Annotated in this window: 15 protein-coding genes; 6 read left to right on the top strand and 9 right to left on the bottom strand. The window is 67.7% G+C overall.

Features of this window, described 5'->3' with window-relative positions; all coding sequences use genetic code 11:
* Positions 1–171: 171 nt before the first annotated feature.
* The 9 genes from ACQR1I_RS01820 to ACQR1I_RS01860 form a co-directional block, all read right to left on the bottom strand.
* Entirely contained in the window at positions 172–987 is an 816-nt protein-coding gene (locus tag ACQR1I_RS01820; protein WP_434865473.1) for an ABC transporter permease, read from the bottom strand.
* On the bottom strand, positions 984–1,853 hold the full coding sequence (locus ACQR1I_RS01825; protein ID WP_434865474.1) for an ABC transporter permease: 870 nt from the start codon (positions 1,851–1,853) through the stop codon (positions 984–986). The genes ACQR1I_RS01820 and ACQR1I_RS01825 overlap by 4 nt, the downstream gene beginning before the upstream one ends.
* Positions 1,854–1,857: 4 nt before the next feature.
* Positions 1,858–2,904 carry an ABC transporter substrate-binding protein gene (locus tag ACQR1I_RS01830; RefSeq protein ID WP_434865475.1) on the bottom strand — a complete coding sequence of 349 codons (1,047 nt, stop codon included), beginning with the start codon at positions 2,902–2,904 and terminating at the stop codon, positions 1,858–1,860.
* 27 nt (positions 2,905–2,931) lie between these two features.
* Complete coding sequence (locus ACQR1I_RS01835) at positions 2,932–4,017, bottom strand: ABC transporter ATP-binding protein (RefSeq protein WP_434865476.1); 1,086 nt, start codon at positions 4,015–4,017, stop codon at positions 2,932–2,934.
* A 358-nt stretch (positions 4,018–4,375) separates the two neighbouring features.
* Positions 4,376–5,125 (bottom strand): aspartate/glutamate racemase family protein, encoded by a 750-nt coding sequence (locus ACQR1I_RS01840; protein WP_434865477.1) that lies wholly within the window; start codon positions 5,123–5,125, stop codon positions 4,376–4,378.
* 63 nt (positions 5,126–5,188) lie between these two features.
* Positions 5,189–5,641 carry a DUF3429 domain-containing protein gene (locus tag ACQR1I_RS01845; RefSeq protein ID WP_434865478.1) on the bottom strand — a complete coding sequence of 151 codons (453 nt, stop codon included), beginning with the start codon at positions 5,639–5,641 and terminating at the stop codon, positions 5,189–5,191.
* Between the two features lie 4 nt (positions 5,642–5,645).
* Positions 5,646–5,828: a DUF2256 domain-containing protein gene (locus ACQR1I_RS01850; RefSeq protein ID WP_434865479.1), complete on the bottom strand. Its 183-nt coding sequence runs from the start codon at positions 5,826–5,828 to the stop codon at positions 5,646–5,648.
* Positions 5,829–5,833: 5 nt separating this feature from the next.
* Positions 5,834–6,604 carry an SDR family NAD(P)-dependent oxidoreductase gene (locus ACQR1I_RS01855; protein ID WP_434865480.1) on the bottom strand — a complete coding sequence of 257 codons (771 nt, stop codon included), beginning with the start codon at positions 6,602–6,604 and terminating at the stop codon, positions 5,834–5,836.
* 121 nt (positions 6,605–6,725) lie between these two features.
* Positions 6,726–8,201, bottom strand: coding sequence for an amidase (locus ACQR1I_RS01860; RefSeq protein WP_434865481.1), 1,476 nt, complete (start codon positions 8,199–8,201; stop codon positions 6,726–6,728).
* A gap of 275 nt (positions 8,202–8,476) precedes the next feature.
* Here ACQR1I_RS01860 and ACQR1I_RS01865 point away from each other — a divergent pair, with 275 nt between their 5' ends.
* The 6 genes from ACQR1I_RS01865 to ACQR1I_RS01890 all read left to right on the top strand — a co-directional run bounded on the left by ACQR1I_RS01865 (position 8,477) and on the right by ACQR1I_RS01890 (position 16,655).
* The gene (locus ACQR1I_RS01865) at positions 8,477–10,090 is read left to right on the top strand and encodes a hypothetical protein (RefSeq protein WP_434865482.1); all 1,614 of its coding nucleotides are present in this window, start codon (positions 8,477–8,479) and stop codon (positions 10,088–10,090) included.
* A 19-nt stretch (positions 10,091–10,109) separates the two neighbouring features.
* On the top strand, positions 10,110–10,748 hold the full coding sequence (locus ACQR1I_RS01870) for a LysE family translocator (RefSeq protein WP_434865483.1): 639 nt from the start codon (positions 10,110–10,112) through the stop codon (positions 10,746–10,748).
* A gap of 121 nt (positions 10,749–10,869) precedes the next feature.
* The gene (locus ACQR1I_RS01875; protein WP_434865484.1) at positions 10,870–11,190 is read left to right on the top strand and encodes a hypothetical protein; all 321 of its coding nucleotides are present in this window, start codon (positions 10,870–10,872) and stop codon (positions 11,188–11,190) included.
* Between the two features lie 59 nt (positions 11,191–11,249).
* Positions 11,250–12,518: a divalent metal ion exporter subunit IhpA gene (gene ihpA, locus ACQR1I_RS01880; protein ID WP_434865485.1), complete on the top strand. Its 1,269-nt coding sequence runs from the start codon at positions 11,250–11,252 to the stop codon at positions 12,516–12,518.
* Entirely contained in the window at positions 12,515–13,498 is a 984-nt protein-coding gene (gene ihpB, locus ACQR1I_RS01885) for a divalent metal ion exporter adaptor subunit IhpB (RefSeq protein ID WP_434865486.1), read from the top strand. Before ihpA ends, ihpB begins: the two co-directional genes overlap by 4 nt.
* On the top strand, positions 13,491–16,655 hold the full coding sequence (locus tag ACQR1I_RS01890) for an efflux RND transporter permease subunit (RefSeq protein ID WP_434865487.1): 3,165 nt from the start codon (positions 13,491–13,493) through the stop codon (positions 16,653–16,655). Before ihpB ends, ACQR1I_RS01890 begins: the two co-directional genes overlap by 8 nt.
* The last annotated feature ends 332 nt before the right edge of the window (positions 16,656–16,987 follow it).

The raw sequence follows: 16,987 nt of genomic DNA on the forward strand, positions 1-16,987 counted from the left end.
GCTGATGGTTGGAAGACCCTGCTTGCCGAGGAAGTGCTCGTCATGCCCGGGCTTGTCCCGGGCATCCACGTCCATCCGCGTATGCCGGCCGACGTGGATGGCCGGGACCGCCGGCCATGACGGCGCTGATGGAGACGGGCACGAACGAGCACCGATGGGACGTGCGCCATTTCACCCCGTCAGTCGCTTCGACAGCCCCGTCGTTCGCTCCATGATCGCCATCAGGGCCACGGTCGCTATGATCAGCACGCTCGATAATGCGGCGATGGTGACGTCGAGCTTGCCTTCGAGGTCCTGCCACATCCGGATCGGCAGCATGTCGGTGGCGGCATCGCGCAGGAACAGCGATACCGGGACGTTGTCGAACGACGACATGAAGGCGATGAAGGCGCCGGAGATGATGCCGGGGCGGATCAGCGGCAGCACGATGCGCCGGAACGTGTAGAGCCTGGACGCGCCGAGGATCGCCGAGCTTTCCAGCAGCGTCGGCTCGAGCTGCGCCAGCGCGGCCACGGTATTGCGGACCACATAGGGCACGCAGACGATGGTGTGGCCGATCACCAATGTCAGCAGCGACACCGGCAGGCCGATCAGCGAGAAGAACATCAGTGCCGCGAGTCCGAAAGCGAGCGCCGGCAGCACCAGCGGCGACATGAACAGCGAGTCCAGCAGCTTTGCAGTCAGTGCCTTCGAGCGCGAGATCGCCAGCGCCGCCGCGACGCCGAGCACGATCGACAGCCCCGTCGACCACAGCGCGACGACGACGCTGTTGCGCGCGGCGAATTGCAGCTGCCAGGCGTTCCACAATTCGACGTACCAGCGCGTCGAATAGCCCGGCGGTGGGAATTTCAGCGAGAAGCCCGACGTGAACGACACGATCACGACGACCAGCGACGGCGACACGATCAGGATCAGCGCCAGGATGGCGATGACGGTCATGACGATCTGGAAGCTCAATGCCTCCCAGTTGCGCTGCCGGCCGCTCATCGTGCATCTCCATAGCCGCGGGCGCGCCGCCCGAGCGTCGAGAACAGCGCGACGATGGCCAGCACCGCGAACAGGAAGATGATCGAGATGGCGGCGGCGAACGGCCAGTTCTGCAGCGTGGAAGCCTGCTGATAGAGATACATCGGCATGAACAGCATCTGCCCGCCGCCGACCAGCGACTGGGTGATAAAGGCGGTGATCGCAGCCGCATAGGTTAGGGTGCAGCCGGCGATGATGCCGGGCATCGACAGCGGCAGCATCACCTTGAAGAACGTGCGCCAGCTGCCGGCGCCGAGCGAGGCGGAGGCGTCGGAGAGATTGGGGTCGATGCGGCTGATCGCGGTGATCAAAGGCAGCACCATCAGCGGCATCTGCACCTGCGCAAGCGCCGCGATGAGCCCGCCTTGGGTGTAGATCATGCGCAGCGGCGTGCCGATCAGGCCGAGCGACTGCAGCACGGAATTGATGATGCCCTGCCGTCCCAGGATCACGATCCAGGCGAAGGTGCGGACGACGACGCTCGTGAGCAGCGGCAGCAGCACGATCATGATGATCAGGGTCTGCAGTCGGCTGCCGGAGCGTTGATACAGCCAGGCGATGGGATAGCCGAGCACGAGGCAAGCCAACGTCACCTCGGCGCCCAGCAGCAGCGTCGAGCCGAGCACGGCGAGGCTGAAGGGGTCGGTCAGGAACTTGATGTACTGGCCGAACCCCCACACCGTCGCCGCGGTATCGTTGTGGAGCGACAGATAGAACAGCTGCGCCAGCGGCAGCACGAAGAAGATCGCGAACACCAGGCCCAAGGGCAATGCGAGCCCGAGGCTGAAGCTGGTCACGTCTCCAGGTGCTGTCGTGGCGCTCTTCATGGCGTCAGATCTTGATGTCGCGGTTGAACTTCTCGATCCAGGACGCGCGCTGCTCGTTGATCTTCTTCCAGTCCTGGAAGACGAACTTCTTCTTCAGCTCCGCGGTGTCCTTGGCCAGCACCTTGGCGATCTCGCCGGACATCGCGACCTTGGTGTTGGTCGGCACGATCAGATAGGGCGAGTTCATCAAGGTGGTCTGTACTTCCGGCGACAGCGCCGCCTCGATCAGCTTGAAGGCAAGCTCCTTGTTCGGCGAGTTCTTGACGACGTGGATCGTGGTCTTGAACGCGATCGCGCCTTCCTTCGGCGCCACGAACTCGACCGGCACGCCGCGCGCTTTCAGGATCTGGATGGCGTTGAAATTGCCGGGCGAGATGTCGATCTGGCCTTGCTGGAACAAGGTCGCCAGCGCGCCGGGATTGGCAGCGACGGCGGCGAGGTTCGGCTTCAGTTCCTCCAGCGCCTTGAAGCCCTCGTCGACATTGGCTTCCGAGCCGCCGCGCATGCGTGCGATCTCGACCAGCCAGCCGGTGCCGAGCGTAGAGTTCAGATTGGTGATACCTACCTTGCCCTTGAACTCGGGCTTCCACAGATCGGCCCACGAGGTCGGCGGCGTCTTCACCGTCTCCGGGTTGTAGGTCAGGCCGACGACTTGGAAGAACGGCGCCGGGCCCATGCCGTCCTGCGCCTCCGGAATCAGGTCCTTGAAGTAGGTGCTCTTGTCGGCCGGGTAGGGATCGACGAGGTCCTGGCCGATCGCGACCAGCGCAGGACCCGGATCGTGCAGCATCACGTCGATCGGCGGGTTGGCCTTGGCGGCGTTGACCTTGGCGATCTGGTCGACCGACAGCATCGGGTCGAGCACGATGGGCGCATCGCCATTGGCCTTGCGGAAGGCGGGGACCAGCACCGCCTTGTGCGCCTCCTCCCAGCTACCGGTGAAGGTCGCGAACACCAGTGGCCGCGCCTGCGCGAGGCTGAGGCCGGGAAAGGCGTGCATGGCTCCCAGCGTCAAGGCGCTGGTCAGGAGCCGGCGGCGATCAAGCATCATGTTTCACTCCGATATGTCCTGTTGATTCTACTGCGGGAAAACGGTGGCGAGCCCCGGCGCGAGCGGTGCGATGCGCACCGGCGAGCCGGCGTCGCGCAGTGGCGTGTCGCCGGTGCGCGCCTGCGAGATCTTGATGCTGGATCCATCGCCGGCCCTGATCTCGTGGACGACGGTGGCGCCGAGCGGCAGCGCCATGCCGATCTCGCCGGCAAAGCCGGTGGCGTCGCTGACGAAGGTGAGATGCTCGGGACGCAGGCAGACGATGACCTTGTCGGAGGCACGAACGGGCTTCGGCGCACGCGCGATGATCTCGCCGCCGGCTTCCAGACCGACCTTGACATGATCAGCGTCGGTCGCGATCACGGTGCCCTTCATCCGGTTCGCGGTGCCGACGAAAGTGTTCACGAACAGCGTCTGCGGCTGGTCGTAGATCTCGGAGGGCGTGCCGAACTGCTCGAGGTGCCCGTGGCTGAGCACGGCGACGCGGTCGGCCATCGACAGCGCTTCCTCCTGATCGTGGGTCACGATCAGCGTGGTGGTCCCGGCCATGCGCTGCAGCCGCTTGACCTCGATCTGCATGTCGAGCCGCAAATTCTTGTCGAGCGCGGCGAACGGCTCGTCGAGCAGCAGGATCGACGGCTTGATCGCGAGCGCGCGCGCCAGTGCGACGCGCTGCTGCTGGCCGCCTGACAATTGCCGCGGCAGCCGCTCGCCGAATGCGCCGAGCTGCACCATGTCGAGCAGGCGCTGCGCTTCCTTGTTACGGGTCGACTTGTCGATGCCGCGCGCAGCGAGCCCGTAGCCGACATTCTCGGAGATCGAGAGATGCGGAAACAGCGCGTAGTTCTGGAACACGATGCCGACGGCGCGGCGATTGGGCGGCAGCGCATCGACGACGTCGTTGCCGATGATGACGCGGCCTTCGCTCTGGCCGATGAAGCCGGCGATGATGCGCAGCAATGTGGTCTTGCCGCAGCCGGATGGACCGAGCAGGGCGATGATCTCACCGCCCTTGACGTCGAGATTGATGTCGGAGACGGCCATCGTGCCGCTGGCAAAGCGGTGCGTGATCCGATCGAGAACGAGCGACTTGGCTTCCGATACGCTGGCCATAAGGCTTCCTGCTCAACTCAGCTGAAAAAGCAAAAAGCGTGCCGCCTTTTGAGGCAGTCGCGGTGGTTTGTGTACAAACGACGATTTGGCCGGTACCCGAATGCGCTCGGATGAGTCGGTCGACCCCGAGCGCGCAGTTTGCGTTCGCGGCTCACTCTCTCCCGACGTCATTCCGGGGCGCGCGTCAGCGCGAGCCCGGAATCCATACCCACGACTGCATGTGCGGATCCGAGAAAAAGCCGCGAGCGTCGCGTCGCCAAACGAAGGCCTGTGGCTATGGATTCCGGGCTCGCCCTTCGGGCGCCCCGGAATGACGTGGGGAGAGAGAGAGGACTCTCCACCGCGCCCGACCGTCCGACTACCCATCGCGATGCTCCAGCCGTGCGGCGAGCGCCTCCGGCAGGCCCGTCGTCGGCTTCGCTGCGGGGCGACGGAAGGTGCCTGCGGTGGCCTTGCGCATGTTCAGCGCCAGCAGCGCCTCGGCCTGCTTCACGGCCGCGATCACCTGGTCGACCACAGGCACGGGAATGCGATGCGCGACGCGCGCGGCGAGACCGGACAGGGGCGCGCCGGCGAAGATCAGCACGTCGGCCTCGTTCTCCTCGACCGCGCGCAGCGCCAGCTCGACCAGCAGTTCCTCCTTTTCGTGCTGCACGTCGGAGATCTGCTTGAAGCTGCCGTCGAGCATGCGGATGCCGGCGCAGCGCTCCATCAGGCCGTGCATGCGGACGCATTCCTCGTACCAGGGGCCGAGCGCCTGCGCGAAGGTGACGATGGCAAAGCGCCGGCCGGCCATGCAGGCGGTCAGCATTGCCGCTTCCGCCAGTCCGATCACCGGCACGTCGAACAATTCGCGCGCGGCGAACAGGCCGGGGTCGCCGAACGCCGCGATGATCGCCGCATCGAATGTCCCATGGCGCTCCGCCAGCATCTCCAGCGCGACGGCGCCGCCGATCTGCGCCTCGGCGCGCGTCGCGATGTAGGGTACGCCGCGCGGTGCGGTGCAGGGGATCAGCGTGGTGCCGGGCGCTGCGGCGTCACGGCCAACCTGCAGCATCAGTTCGGTGATGTCGGTGCGGATGTTGGGATTGAGCAGCAGGATGTTCATGACGCCTCGCGCGGGATGCGCGAGCTTGCCGAGGGATTGCCGGCTTGTCCAGGACGACGGTGCTCAGACCGCGCCCTTGACCACGATGCTGATCAGCGTGGCGAGCAGAGCAAGCATGGCGCCGATGCTCAGCAGCCGCCGCAGCTTCAAGAACCAGGCGCGGTGATCGTCGCCGCCGAAGCTGAACTCATCGAACACCAGCGCTGCCAGCAGCACGGCCGCGAGCAGCACCAGAGCGGGCAATGGCGGCAGCAGCAGCGCAACCCAGCCGAGCAAGGAGGGCGTCACGCCCCAGGCGATGCGCGGCCAGCTTGCCAACGCCGGTGTCTGCACCGCTATGCCCCAATGCAAGGCACCGAGGAAACTGACGATGACAGCGCCGTAGCCGATCTGCGCGCGCAAGGCCGAAGCCCGGATCGCCTCGTCACCGGCGATCGCCAGCACGGCAAGGCCGATGAAGGGGATCAGGCCTGCCAGGCCGAGGACGCGCATCGGTGCGGGGATGCCTGACAACATGATACTACCGTCCTCGCGGCGTGACAGAGGGAGCAGCGGCCATTCGGTCGCGCGCGGATCGGCAGCGGTCCGAGCAGTATTTCACCTCGTCCCAGTCGCGCGCCCATTTGCGCCGCCAGGCGAACGAGCGGCCGCACGCAGCGCAGGTCTTGGTCGGAAGGTCGGCCTTGCGTCGCATCTTCGGCATGCGCGTCACCACGGCACCGGCGCACCGCGCCAGTCATGGAAGCTGCCGGAGTCCTTGGCTTCGAGCCGGTCGATGACGCCGAGCAGGTGCCGCGCGGCCTCGGCCGGCGCAACGCCGGACCCCGCGGCGAACGGCGCCGACAGCCGTGTCGCCACCGTGCCGGGATGCAGCGCAACGCAGATCGCTTCGGGGGCGCGGCGGGCGAGCTCGATCGCGGCGCAATGCACGAGCTGGTTCAGCGCGGCCTTCGACGCGCGATAGCCGTACCAGCCGCCGAGCCGGTTGTCGCCGATCGAGCCGACCCGCGCCGACAGCGCGGCCAGCATGGCCTTGCCCTTGCGGGGCAGCCGCGGCAGCACATGCTTCATGATGAGCGCCGGCCCGGTCGCGTTGACGGCGAAGGCGCGGGCGAGCCGATCGGCATCGAGCTCGCGCCAGCTCTTCTCGGGCAGCGCGTCGCCGTCGTGCAGCATGCCGGTCGCGATGATGACGAGCCGGATCTCGCCGGCGCCGGCAATCAGCTCCGCCGCGCGCGCGATGCTCGACTCATCGGTGAGCTCGAAGCCTGGCGACGTGCTGCGGCCGAGACCGAGCACGGTATCGAAGTGATTGCTTTCGCTCAAAGCAGAACTCAGCGCCGCGCCGATGCCGCCGCTCGCCCCGAATACTGCAGCCACGCCGCCGCGCGGAAACGAGGCGAGCTTCGCGGCGTGCCGAGAAATAGCCGGGTGCGGCCCCGCCTCCGACTCCTGCGTCACCGCCGGCTGATCCGTCACGTTGTCCTCGCCGCCACCCGGACAGCCGCGCGGCTATCCACGGATGGAACGTCTCAACGACGAACTCGGATCAATGTGCCTCTTTTCAGTTCGAATGAGCGGCCTGGTGAGAGCCGAGCCCTCACAGCTTGGTCACATGCACCGCAGGCGTCGCGCCAACGTTCCATTTGCCGTCGATCGCGCGCTCGATCTGGGCGGCCAGCTGCAGCAGCAGGCCGTCATCGGCCTGCTTGCCGATCGCCTGGATGCCGAGCGGCAGGCCGTGCTCATTGGTGGCGAGCGGCAGCGAGATGGCCGGGACGCCGCAGAGATTGGCGAGCGGCGTGAAGGCGAAGTTGCGCCAGAGGTTCTCGAACCAGTCGAGCACGGAGGGATTGTCGCTGATCGTCAGATATTCGGTGGTGCCGATCTTCGGCGTCGGCAGCGCCGTGATCGGGGTGAGGATGATGTCCCAGTCCTCGAAGAACGCGCCGAAGGCGCGCGAGGTGGTGTTGAACACCGCCTGCATCGCCGCGCGCTCGGCGAAGCTGGTGTCCTTGCCGGCTTCCCAGATGCGGATGTTGATCGGCTCGATCAGGTCGGCCGGGGGCTGCGTCAGCTTGCGCTGCGCCAGCAGGTTGTTGATGACGATCGCGAAGTTCGAGATGTAGCACGTGGTCTGTGCCGCGAAGGCCTTGACGTAGTCGACATCGGGCAGCGCGTAGCCGACGTAATGGCCGAGGCTCTCGAGGAACTTGCCGACACGCGCCAGCTCGGCCGCGATGTGCGGCGTGGCGCGGTAGTCGCCCCATTGATGCGACAGCGCGATCCGGAGCTTGCCGGGATCGCGCTTGATCAGCTCGACATAGGGCTCCGGCGTTGTCCAGTACGGCATGAACTCGCCGGGCGCGCCGCCGCGGCAATGATCGACGAAGGCTGCGGTGTCGCGCACGCTGCGCGACTGGCAGCCCTGGATCGACACCAAGCCGGAGAGATCCGACAGATGCGGCGCGATCGAGAACACGCCGCGCGAGACTTTCAGCCCGATATTGCCGTTGACGCCGGCGGGAATCCGGATCGAGCCGCCGCCATCCGTGGCATGCGCGATCGGCACCACGCCGGCCGCGACCATCGCGGCACTGCCGGCCGACGAGCCGCAGGTCGTGTAGTCGGTATTCCACGGATTGCGCGTGACGTAGACGGCCGGATTCTCGGCCGAGCTGCAGACGCCGAACTCCGGCGTCGTCGTGCGCCCCATCAGGTTGAGACCGGCCTTGCGCATCTTCGACGTCAGATGCGTGTCGGCGGCCGGGCGGTTGCCGCGCATGAACAGCGAGCCTTGCTCCTGCAGCCGGCCGGCCATGGTCGGCCCGAGATCCTTCATCAGGAACGGCAGCCCGGCGAACGGCCCATCGGCATTGGCGCCGGCCTTGACCGGATCCTCGACCGCATCAGTGAACACTTCCACCACGCCCGAGAGCGCGGGATCGACCTCGGCGATCCCTTCCACCGCCTGCTTCGCCAGCTCCGCCGCGGTCAGCTCGCCGCTCCTGACACGCTCGGCCAGCGCCATGCCATCATGCCGGGTCCACTCGTCCCAGCTCATCGCCAAAGTCATCGTGCTCTGATCCTTCGCGCCCCGATCGTCATTCCTCGCGCGAGGCGGGCCATGATCAGTCGCAGTTCATTGTCCGGCTGCGCAAACCTTAGAGGGCAGGGGTCTCAAGTCAATCAAGCGCCGTGCATGCCGCCAATACGGTCCGCTCATGCTGCATCGCGTACCGCTGGTGGCAACTCGTTAACGAAAGGCTGACGCGCAGCCGGTGCCGGAAAGCGGGACTTAAGCTTTTGGCGGTAGCAGGGCAGGCGGCGGAGAACGGCACGGGATCACGCATGACCATCGAGGCAGTCGCAGCGGCGGACGCGCGCATGGTGTCGGGCTCACGCCCGGTGCCGGGTTCGTGGCGTCCGATCGGCGTCGCATTGTCGGCGTGGGGCGTGCTGTTTGCCATCGAGCTCGTCGCCGGCCTCTGGCTGACCGGCGGCCGGCTCGTGTTCGCGCTGGACGATGCCTACATCCATCTCGCCGTCGCCGATCAGATCCTCGCCGGCGGCTATGGCGTCAATGCCGGGGAGTTATCCTCGCCGAGCTCGTCGATCATCTGGCCTTATCTGATGGCGCTCACCGAGGCGATGCATCTGGGCCCATGGGGACCGCTGCTGGTCAGCGCGGCCGCCGCCGCCGCGACGATCGTCACGATTATGCGACTGTTGGAGCGGAGCCGCCTGTTCGAGGCGGAGCGTGCGTGGTTCATGGCGGTGATCTCGCTGCTGATGGTCTTCATCGTCAGCGCGATCGCGTTGCCGATGACCGGCCTCGAGCACAGTCTGCACGTCTGGGCGACCGTGACCACGCTCGCCGGTCTCGCCGAGGCCGCGCAGGGGCGGACGCCGAGCCGGCTGCAGCTCATCGCTCTGGTGTTGCTGCCGCTCATTCGCTTCGAGGGGGCGGCGCTCGCCTGCGCCGCGCTCGCCGCGCTGCTGCTGCTCGGACAGCGCCGCGCCGCCGCGGCATGCGCAGCCCTGATCGCCGCCGCGCTGCTGGCCTATGGCGCGCGCATGCACGCGCTCGGGCTGCCGCTGCTGCCGAGCTCGGTGCTGCTGAAGGCACGTATCGTCGAGGCGGCCTACGATCGGACCACCGCCCTCGGTGCGATCACCGACAATCTCATCATCGCCCTGATCAATCCGTACGGAAGGCGTCTGCTGCTGCTCGGCCTCGCCGTGGCCGTGACGGCCTGGTGGCTGCGCGCCGATCGCCGCGCGCTCATCGTCGCGGGCGCGGTGCTCGCCGCGATCGGCGGCCATGTCGCCTTCGGCCAATATGACTGGTTCCACCGCTACGAGGTCTATGTCATCGCGCTGGCCGCGGTGACTTGGCTGTGGCTGCTCGGCCGGCTCAAGCCTCTGCTCGATCGCCGCATGTCGGTTGCGCTCAACGTGCCGATGCTGCTGTTGCTGGGCTTCGCCGCGTGGCCCTACATGGACGCGGCCTGGGTGACGCCGACAGCCTCGCGCAACATCTACGAGCAGCAGTATCAGATGGGCCGGTTCGTGCGCGAGCTCTATCGCCGTCCCGTCGCGGTCAATGATCTCGGGCTGGTCGCCTACCGCAATCCGAACTACGTGCTCGATCTCTGGGGGCTCGGCTCGGAGCAGGTGCGCAAGGCCAGGCTCGCCGGCCAATACGGCCCGGCCGAGATGGCGGATCTCGCAGCAGTGCGCGACGTCGGCCTGGCCATGATCTACGACCGCTGGTTCCCGCGCGGCGTGCCCGCGACCTGGACCAAGGTCGCCGTGCTGCACAGTCCCTTTGTCACGGTCGCCGTCGGCGACGTCGCCTTCTATCGCACCGCTGCCGCTGACGCTGCCGATCTCAGCCGTGCGCTCGACGCGTTCGCCGCAGACCTGCCGGCGAATGTGAGCCTGGAGAGGCTCGCGCACTGAGCGGCCTTGACCGGGCGGCATGACGTTGATCAGCGTCAATGCGGCCGGTTCGCAGGCGTGGTCGACGATCTCAATGGACTTGTCGACCTTCGTTCTCTCGGCCGCCGCGCTGCTCGCGACGCCCGGCCCGACCAACACCCTGCTGGCCACCGCCGGCGCCGGCCGCGGCGCACGCGCCTCGTTGTCCCTACTACTCGCCGAGCTCTCCGGCTATCTGCTGGCGATCGCGACGCTGCGCCTCGTGCTCGGGCCGGTGCTGGCCGCCGCGCCGCTGTTCGGCCAGGCGCTGCGCTTCGCCGTCGTGCTCTATCTGCTGCAGCTTGCCGTCGCGCTGTGGCGCAATGGCAGCGATCATGCCGGTGAGGTCGCGCCGGTGACGTTCCAGCGTGTGCTCGTCACGACGCTGTTGAACCCGAAGGCCATCATCTTCGCCTTCACCTTGCTGCCGCCGGCGGAACTCGCGGCTGACCTGCGGCCGTTCGTGCTGGCGCTGGCGTGCTCCACGATCGTGATCGGCGGCGGCTGGATCGTGCTCGGCGCGACGCTACGCCGCGGTCTCGCTGCCCACGTGCCGGCCAGGATCGGCTATCGCTGCAGCGCCGCCGCGCTGGCGATGCTGGCCTGCGTGATCCTCGCGCCCGCGCTTGCCGGGCCGTGATACGGTTCCACTTGTTACATTGTTGCAGATCGACAACGCGACGGAGCGCGTGCTATCGGCTGGGCGAACAGGGGGCGCCGTGCGCAGCATCGGTCGACATCATCTCACGGGCGGTCCGCGCATGCTGCGCCGGATCGTCGTGCTGTTGATGATGGTGACCTATCTGCTCGCCGGCGCGCTGCACGGCAGCTGCGATCTCGACGTCGCGCATGCGCCGACCGGCAAGCCTGAGATCGCCGCGCTGCTCGACAAGGCCGGCCATTCCGATCCGCGCGCCATCTCCGGTCATCATTGTCACGGCTGCTTCTCGGTGGCCGTGCCGCAGCTGCAGCTCGCGATTGTTCCGGCCGACATCATCGCCGCGACCGATTGGCCGGTTCCGGCGCTGCGCACCGGCGTGCTGTCCGAGTCCGACTCGCCGCCGCCGAAATACCTGATCTGACGCATCGTGCCTGACGGCCTGCCCCGTCGATCATTGCTCGTCCAGACAGGTTCATCTTCATGCCATTCCCGGGAATGGCTGCGCGCGCGATTGGCGCCGCAGCCCTGCTCGCCGCGTCCGTGCACGGCGCGGCGGCGCAGACCTTGACCTTGCGCGAGGCGCTGTCGCGCGCGATCGCCGCCAGCCCGCGGCTCTCCGCCGCCGATCGCGACATCGGCATCGCCTCGGGCCAGCGGCTGCAGGCCGGCGCGCTGCTCAATCCCGAGCTGTCCTACGAGCAGGACAACTCCTTCGGCTCGGGCCAGTATCGCGGCACGCGCTCGGCCGAGACGACGTTGCAGATCAGCCAGGCGTTCGAATGGTTCGGCAAGCGCGACGCGCGCATCGCCGCCGGCCAGGCCGGCGTGCGGACCGCCGAGGTCCAGCGCCAGGCTGTCAGGCTCGAAGTGTTATCGGAGACCGCGATCGCTTTCGTGACCGTGCTCGCCACCCAGCGCCGCATCCAGATCCTCGACGATCAAGTCGCAGCTCTCGATCGGCTGACGCCCTTGTTGCGGCGGCGGGTCGAGGCCGGTGCATCGTCGCCGGCGGAAACCGGCCGCGCCGAGGTCGCCTCGGCGCTGGTGCGCGCCGATCGCGAGCGCGTCAAGGCGACCTTGGCGAGCGCGCGCCGCGAACTCGCGGTGCTGATCGGCGACAGTTCGGCGAAGCTCCCGACCGTGACCGGCCGCTTCGACGCGACCGCGCAGCCGCCGTCGTTCCAGACCGTGACGGCCGCGATCGACGCCAATCCGCAGCTGGTCCGTTGGACCGCCGTCTACGCGCAGCGCAACGCCGAGCTGCTGCTGGCGCGGCTGAAACCCTATCCGGACGTTCGCGTCAGCGCCGGCTGGCGGCACTTCAACGACACCCAGGACGACGCGGTCAGGCTGAGCGTCTCCGTACCCATCCCGGTGTTCGACCAGAACCAGGGCAACATCCTCTCCGCGCAGGAGAGCGTTGCCAAGACCGAGGCCGAACGCAAGGCCCACCGCAACACGCTGCTGGTGATCGCCGGCCGCGCCTACGATTCGCTGCAAGGGTCGCTGCGCGAGTTGTCGGTGCTGCGCGAGATCGCAATTCCCAAGGCGCAGGAGGCCGCGGACGAGATCGCGCAGGGCTACAGCGCCGGTCGCTTTTCCCTGCTCGAGGTGCTCGATGCGCAGGCCAGCGTGGCGCAGGCGCGGCTGCGCGAGCAGGAGGCGCTGCAGAACATTCATGTCGCGGTGGCGACCATCGAGGGGCTGGTCGGACGTCCCTTTACCTTGGCCCGGGAGACCGCGCGATGAGAGCCTTCACCGTCATCCTCGTTGCGATCCTCGCGGCCGCAGCCGGCGCGGGCGCGTCGCGGTTTCTGGTCGAGGCCGCGCCACACGTTGAACCAGCCGCGAGCCACGCAGATCACGCCGAGAAGGCGCCGAAGGACCATGTCGAGCAGGACGAGCACGGCGCCGACCGCATCCGCATCAGCGACGTCAAGCTCGCCGCCGCCGGAGTGACGCTGGCCGAAGCGGGACCGGCGACCTTGTCGGACACGCTGGCCTTCAACGGCGTGCTCCGGGCCAATCAGGAAGCGCTGGTGCAGGTGACGCCGCGCTTTCCCGGCATCGTCCGCGCCATCAAGAAGCGGATCGGCGACAGCGTCGCCAAGGACGAGCTGCTCGCGGCGATCGAGAGCAACCAGAGCCTGACGGCCTACGATTTGAAGGCGCCGATCGGCGGCACCATCATCGACCGCCAGATCTCGCTCGGCGAATACGCCTCCGAGCAGAAGCCGGCCTTCGTCGTCGCCGATCTCTCGACCATCTGGGTCGACCTCTCGATCTATCGCCAGGATCTCCGCCGCGTCCGGCTCGACGACGAGGTGCTGATCGATCCCGATGACGGCCGCGGCCCGATCAAGGGCAACGTCTCCTACATCGCGCCCGTCGGCGCCAGCGAGACGCAGACGGCGCTGGCCCGTGTCGTGCTGCCGAATACCGACGGCCGGCTGCGCCCCGGCCTGTTCGTCACCGCGCGGCTCGTGCTCGCCAAGCGCAGCGTCGCGGTCGCGGTGCGCGCCAGCGCGATCCAGACGCTGGAGAACAAGACCGTCGTGTTCGTCCGCGAGGAGGGCGACAAGATCGAGGCGCGGCCCGTCGCTACCGGCGAGTCCGACCCGACCTACGTCGAGATCCGCGACGGCCTGTCGCCCGGCGAGCATTACGTGGCCGAGAACAGCTTCGTCGTGAAGGCCGAGATGGGCAAGGGCGAGGCCGAGCATGATTGACGCCATCCTCGCCTTCGCGGTGCGCCAGCGCTGGCTGGTGCTGCTGGTCGCGCTCGCCGCAGCCGGGTTCGGCGCCTGGAATTTCACCCGGCTGCCGATCGACGCGGTGCCCGACATCACCAACGTCCAGGTGCAGATCAACACCAAGGCGCCCGGCTATTCGCCGCTCGAGACCGAGCAGCGCATCACCTTCCCGGTCGAGACGGCGATGGGCGGACTGCCGCGCCTCGATACCACGCGCTCGCTGTCGCGCTACGGGCTGAGCCAGGTCACCGTCGTGTTCCAGGACAGCACCGACATCTACTTCGCACGCCAGCAGGTCAACGAACGCATCCAGCAGATCAAGGACCAACTGCCGCCCGGCGTCGAAGTCGCGATGGGCCCGCTGTCGACGGGCTTAGGCGAGATCTTCATGTATGCGGTCGAGGCGAAGCCGGGCGCCAAGACGCCTGACGGTGCCGACTATTCGCCGACGGACCTGCGCACCGTGCAGGACTGGATCATCCGGCCGCAATTGCGCGGCGTACCCGGCGTGATCGAGGTGAACACCATCGGCGGCTTCGAGCGCCAGTTCCACGTGCTGCCGGACCCCGGCCGCATGATGGCCTACAAGATCAGCTTCCGTGACGTCATCGCCGCGCTCGCCGCCAACAACGCCAATGTCGGCGCTGGCTATATCGAGCGCAACGGCGAGCAGTATCTGGTGCGCGCGCCCGGCCAGGTCGGCAGTGCCGCGGAGTTGAAGGACATCGTGATCGGCGCGCGCGGCGGCACGCCGGTGCGGATCGGCGACGTCGCCGAGGTCGCGGAAGGACGCGACCTGCGCACCGGCGCGGCGACCCTCAATGGCGAGGAGACGATCCTGGGCACCGCGATGCTCCTGATCGGCGAGAACAGCCGCGCCGTGGCGCGTCGCGTCGCCGCCCGGCTCGACGACATCGCGAAATCGCTGCCCGACGGCGTGATCACGCGCACGCTCTACGACCGCACCCATCTGGTCGAGGCGACGATCCGAACGGTGGAAAAGAACCTGCTCGAAGGCGCCGCGCTCGTCGTCGTCGTGCTGTTCCTGCTGCTCGGCAACATCCGCGCCGCGCTGGTCACGGCCTGCATCATTCCGCTGTCGATGGCGATGACCATCACCGGCATGGTCGAGAGCAAGGTCAGCGCCAACCTGATGAGCCTGGGTGCGATCGATTTCGGCATTATCGTCGACGGCGCCGTCATTATTGTCGAGAACTGCCTCCGCCTTCTCGCCCAGACGCAGCACCGCAAGGGCGGCCTGCTTTCGACCTCGGAGCGCCTGCAGACCATCGTTGCCGGCGCGCGCGAGGTGATCGGGCCGAGCCTGTTCGGCACGCTGATCATCGCCGTGGTCTATCTGCCGGTGCTGACCTTGACCGGCGTCGAGGGCAAGATGTTCACGCCGATGGCGCTGACGGTGCTGATGGCGCTCGGCGCCGCCGTGCTGTTCTCGATCACCTTCGTGCCCGCGGCCGTTGCGATCTTCGTCACCGGCAAGGTCTCCGAGCAGGAGAACCTCATCATGCGGGGCGCGCGGCGGATCTACGCACCGCTGCTGCGCGGCGTGATCGCCTGGCGCATGACGGTCGCAGCCGTTGCAGTCGTGATCGTCGCGGCGAGCGGCGTGGCCGCGACCCGCATGGGCGGCGAGTTCATTCCGAGTCTCGACGAGGGCGACGTCGCGCTGGCCGCGCTGCGCATTCCCGGCACCAGCCTGACGCTGTCGGTCGACCTGCAGAAGGCGCTCGAAGCGAGGCTGCGCAAGATCCCCGAGGTGAAGGACCTGTTCACCCGCATCGGCACCGCCGAGGTCGCGACCGATCCGATGGCGCCGTCGCAGGGCGACGGCTACATCATGCTGAAGCCGCGCAGCGAATGGCCTGATGCGTCGAAGCCGAAGGCGGAGCTGGTCGCCGAGATCGAGGCGGCGGCCGACGAAATCCCCGGCAGCAACTACGAGATCTCGCAGCCGATCCAGCTGCGCTTCAACGAGCTGATCTCGGGCGTGCGCAGCGATGTCGGCGTCAAGATCTTCGGCGACGATCTCGACATCCTGCAGGGCGCGGCGCGCCAGGTCGAGGCGGCCATCCGCGGCATCAATGGCGCCACCGACGTCAAGACCGAGCAGGTCGCCGGCCTGCCGATCCTGACCGTGAAGATCGACCGCCAGGCGCTGTCGCGCTATGGCCTCAGCGTCGCCGAGGTGCAGAACGTGGTCGAGATTGCGATCGGCGGCAAGGCGGTGGGCAAGCTGTTCGACGGCGACCGCCGCTTCGACATCGTCGTCCGCCTGCCCGAGCGCCTGCGCGGCAATATCGATGCGATCCGCGCCATCCCGATCCCGCTGCCGGCCGGCGAGGACGCGGCGACAACGCCGCTGCGCGCCGCCTTGTCCGCAGGCCAGCCGCGCTACGTGCCGCTGTCCTCGGTCGCCGCGGTCGCTTCGGCGCCCGGGCCGAACCAGGTCAGCCGCGAGAACGGCAAGCGGCGCATCGTCGTCACGGCCAATGTGCGCGCCCGCGATCTCGGTTCGTTCGTCACGGAGGCACAAGCGGCCGTGGCCGAGAAGGTGAAGCTGCCGCCGGGCTACTGGATCGGCTGGGGCGGCCAGTTCGAGCAGCTGCTCTCCGCCACCAAGCGGCTCACCATCGTGGTGCCGATCGCGCTCGCGCTGGTGTTCCTGCTGCTGTTCATGAGCATGGGCTCGTTCGCCGACGCGGCACTGGTGTTTTCAGGCGTGCCGCTGGCGCTGACCGGCGGCATCGCCGCGCTGCTGCTGCGCGGCCTGCCGCTGTCGATCTCGGCCGGCGTCGGCTTCATCGCGCTCTCAGGCGTCGCCGTGCTTAACGGCCTCGTCATCATCGCCTTCATCGAGCGGCTGCGCCAGGAAGGGCACAGCATTCTCGCCGCGGTGGAGGAGGGCGCATTGGCGCGACTGCGGCCAGTGCTGATGACCGCGCTGGTCGCCTCGCTCGGCTTCGTGCCGATGGCACTCGCCACCGGAGCCGGAGCCGAAGTGCAACGCCCGCTCGCCACCGTCGTGATCGGCGGCATCATCTCCTCGACGATGCTGACCCTGCTTGTGCTGCCGGCACTCTACGTGCTGTTCAGGCGCGAGACACCGGCGGCGTGAGCTGTCTCAGGACTGGTGCCGCTTGGTGATCGCGACCCGCGTCGCCTGGCCGTAGAGGCCCGAGATCTGGTCGAACTGTGCGGTCGTCGCGTGCCGGACCTCGAAGGGTGGCGGGGAAGGCCGGAGCCGGGTTGCTCATCCGCGCGCGACTACGCTCTCCGCTAATTTGGAAAAATAAAAATCCATTGCGCTTTTTCGGAATTCGTGGTTCTCTACCGCATCCCGCCTCGTTGCGGAGGGGCGTATCGCGGTCGTCACGGCACGCGGGGCGGGGAGCGGTGGGCGTGGTGGATTGCAGCGCGGGGTTGCTCGCGCGGACGAACGATCTGTCA

Source organism: Bradyrhizobium sp. HKCCYLS2038 (assembly GCF_051167655.1).
In the GTDB taxonomy this organism is placed as follows: Bacteria; Pseudomonadota; Alphaproteobacteria; order Rhizobiales; family Xanthobacteraceae; genus Bradyrhizobium.

Coding starts and splice junctions, on each gene's coding strand:
- ACQR1I_RS01835 (WP_434865476.1), bottom strand. CDS start 4,017: ATGGCCAGCGTATCGGAAGCCAAGTCGCTCGTTCTCGATCGGATCACG.
- ACQR1I_RS01890 (WP_434865487.1), top strand. CDS start 13,491: ATGATTGACGCCATCCTCGCCTTCGCGGTGCGCCAGCGCTGGCTGGTG.
- ACQR1I_RS01850 (WP_434865479.1), bottom strand. CDS start 5,828: ATGCCGAAGATGCGACGCAAGGCCGACCTTCCGACCAAGACCTGCGCT.
- ACQR1I_RS01865 (WP_434865482.1), top strand. CDS start 8,477: ATGACCATCGAGGCAGTCGCAGCGGCGGACGCGCGCATGGTGTCGGGC.
- ACQR1I_RS01825 (WP_434865474.1), bottom strand. CDS start 1,853: ATGAAGAGCGCCACGACAGCACCTGGAGACGTGACCAGCTTCAGCCTC.
- ACQR1I_RS01875 (WP_434865484.1), top strand. CDS start 10,870: ATGCTGCGCCGGATCGTCGTGCTGTTGATGATGGTGACCTATCTGCTC.
- ihpA (WP_434865485.1), top strand. CDS start 11,250: ATGCCATTCCCGGGAATGGCTGCGCGCGCGATTGGCGCCGCAGCCCTG.
- ACQR1I_RS01860 (WP_434865481.1), bottom strand. CDS start 8,201: ATGACTTTGGCGATGAGCTGGGACGAGTGGACCCGGCATGATGGCATG.
- ihpB (WP_434865486.1), top strand. CDS start 12,515: ATGAGAGCCTTCACCGTCATCCTCGTTGCGATCCTCGCGGCCGCAGCC.
- ACQR1I_RS01870 (WP_434865483.1), top strand. CDS start 10,110: ATGACGTTGATCAGCGTCAATGCGGCCGGTTCGCAGGCGTGGTCGACG.
- ACQR1I_RS01845 (WP_434865478.1), bottom strand. CDS start 5,641: ATGTTGTCAGGCATCCCCGCACCGATGCGCGTCCTCGGCCTGGCAGGC.
- ACQR1I_RS01830 (WP_434865475.1), bottom strand. CDS start 2,904: ATGATGCTTGATCGCCGCCGGCTCCTGACCAGCGCCTTGACGCTGGGA.
- ACQR1I_RS01820 (WP_434865473.1), bottom strand. CDS start 987: ATGAGCGGCCGGCAGCGCAACTGGGAGGCATTGAGCTTCCAGATCGTC.
- ACQR1I_RS01840 (WP_434865477.1), bottom strand. CDS start 5,125: ATGAACATCCTGCTGCTCAATCCCAACATCCGCACCGACATCACCGAA.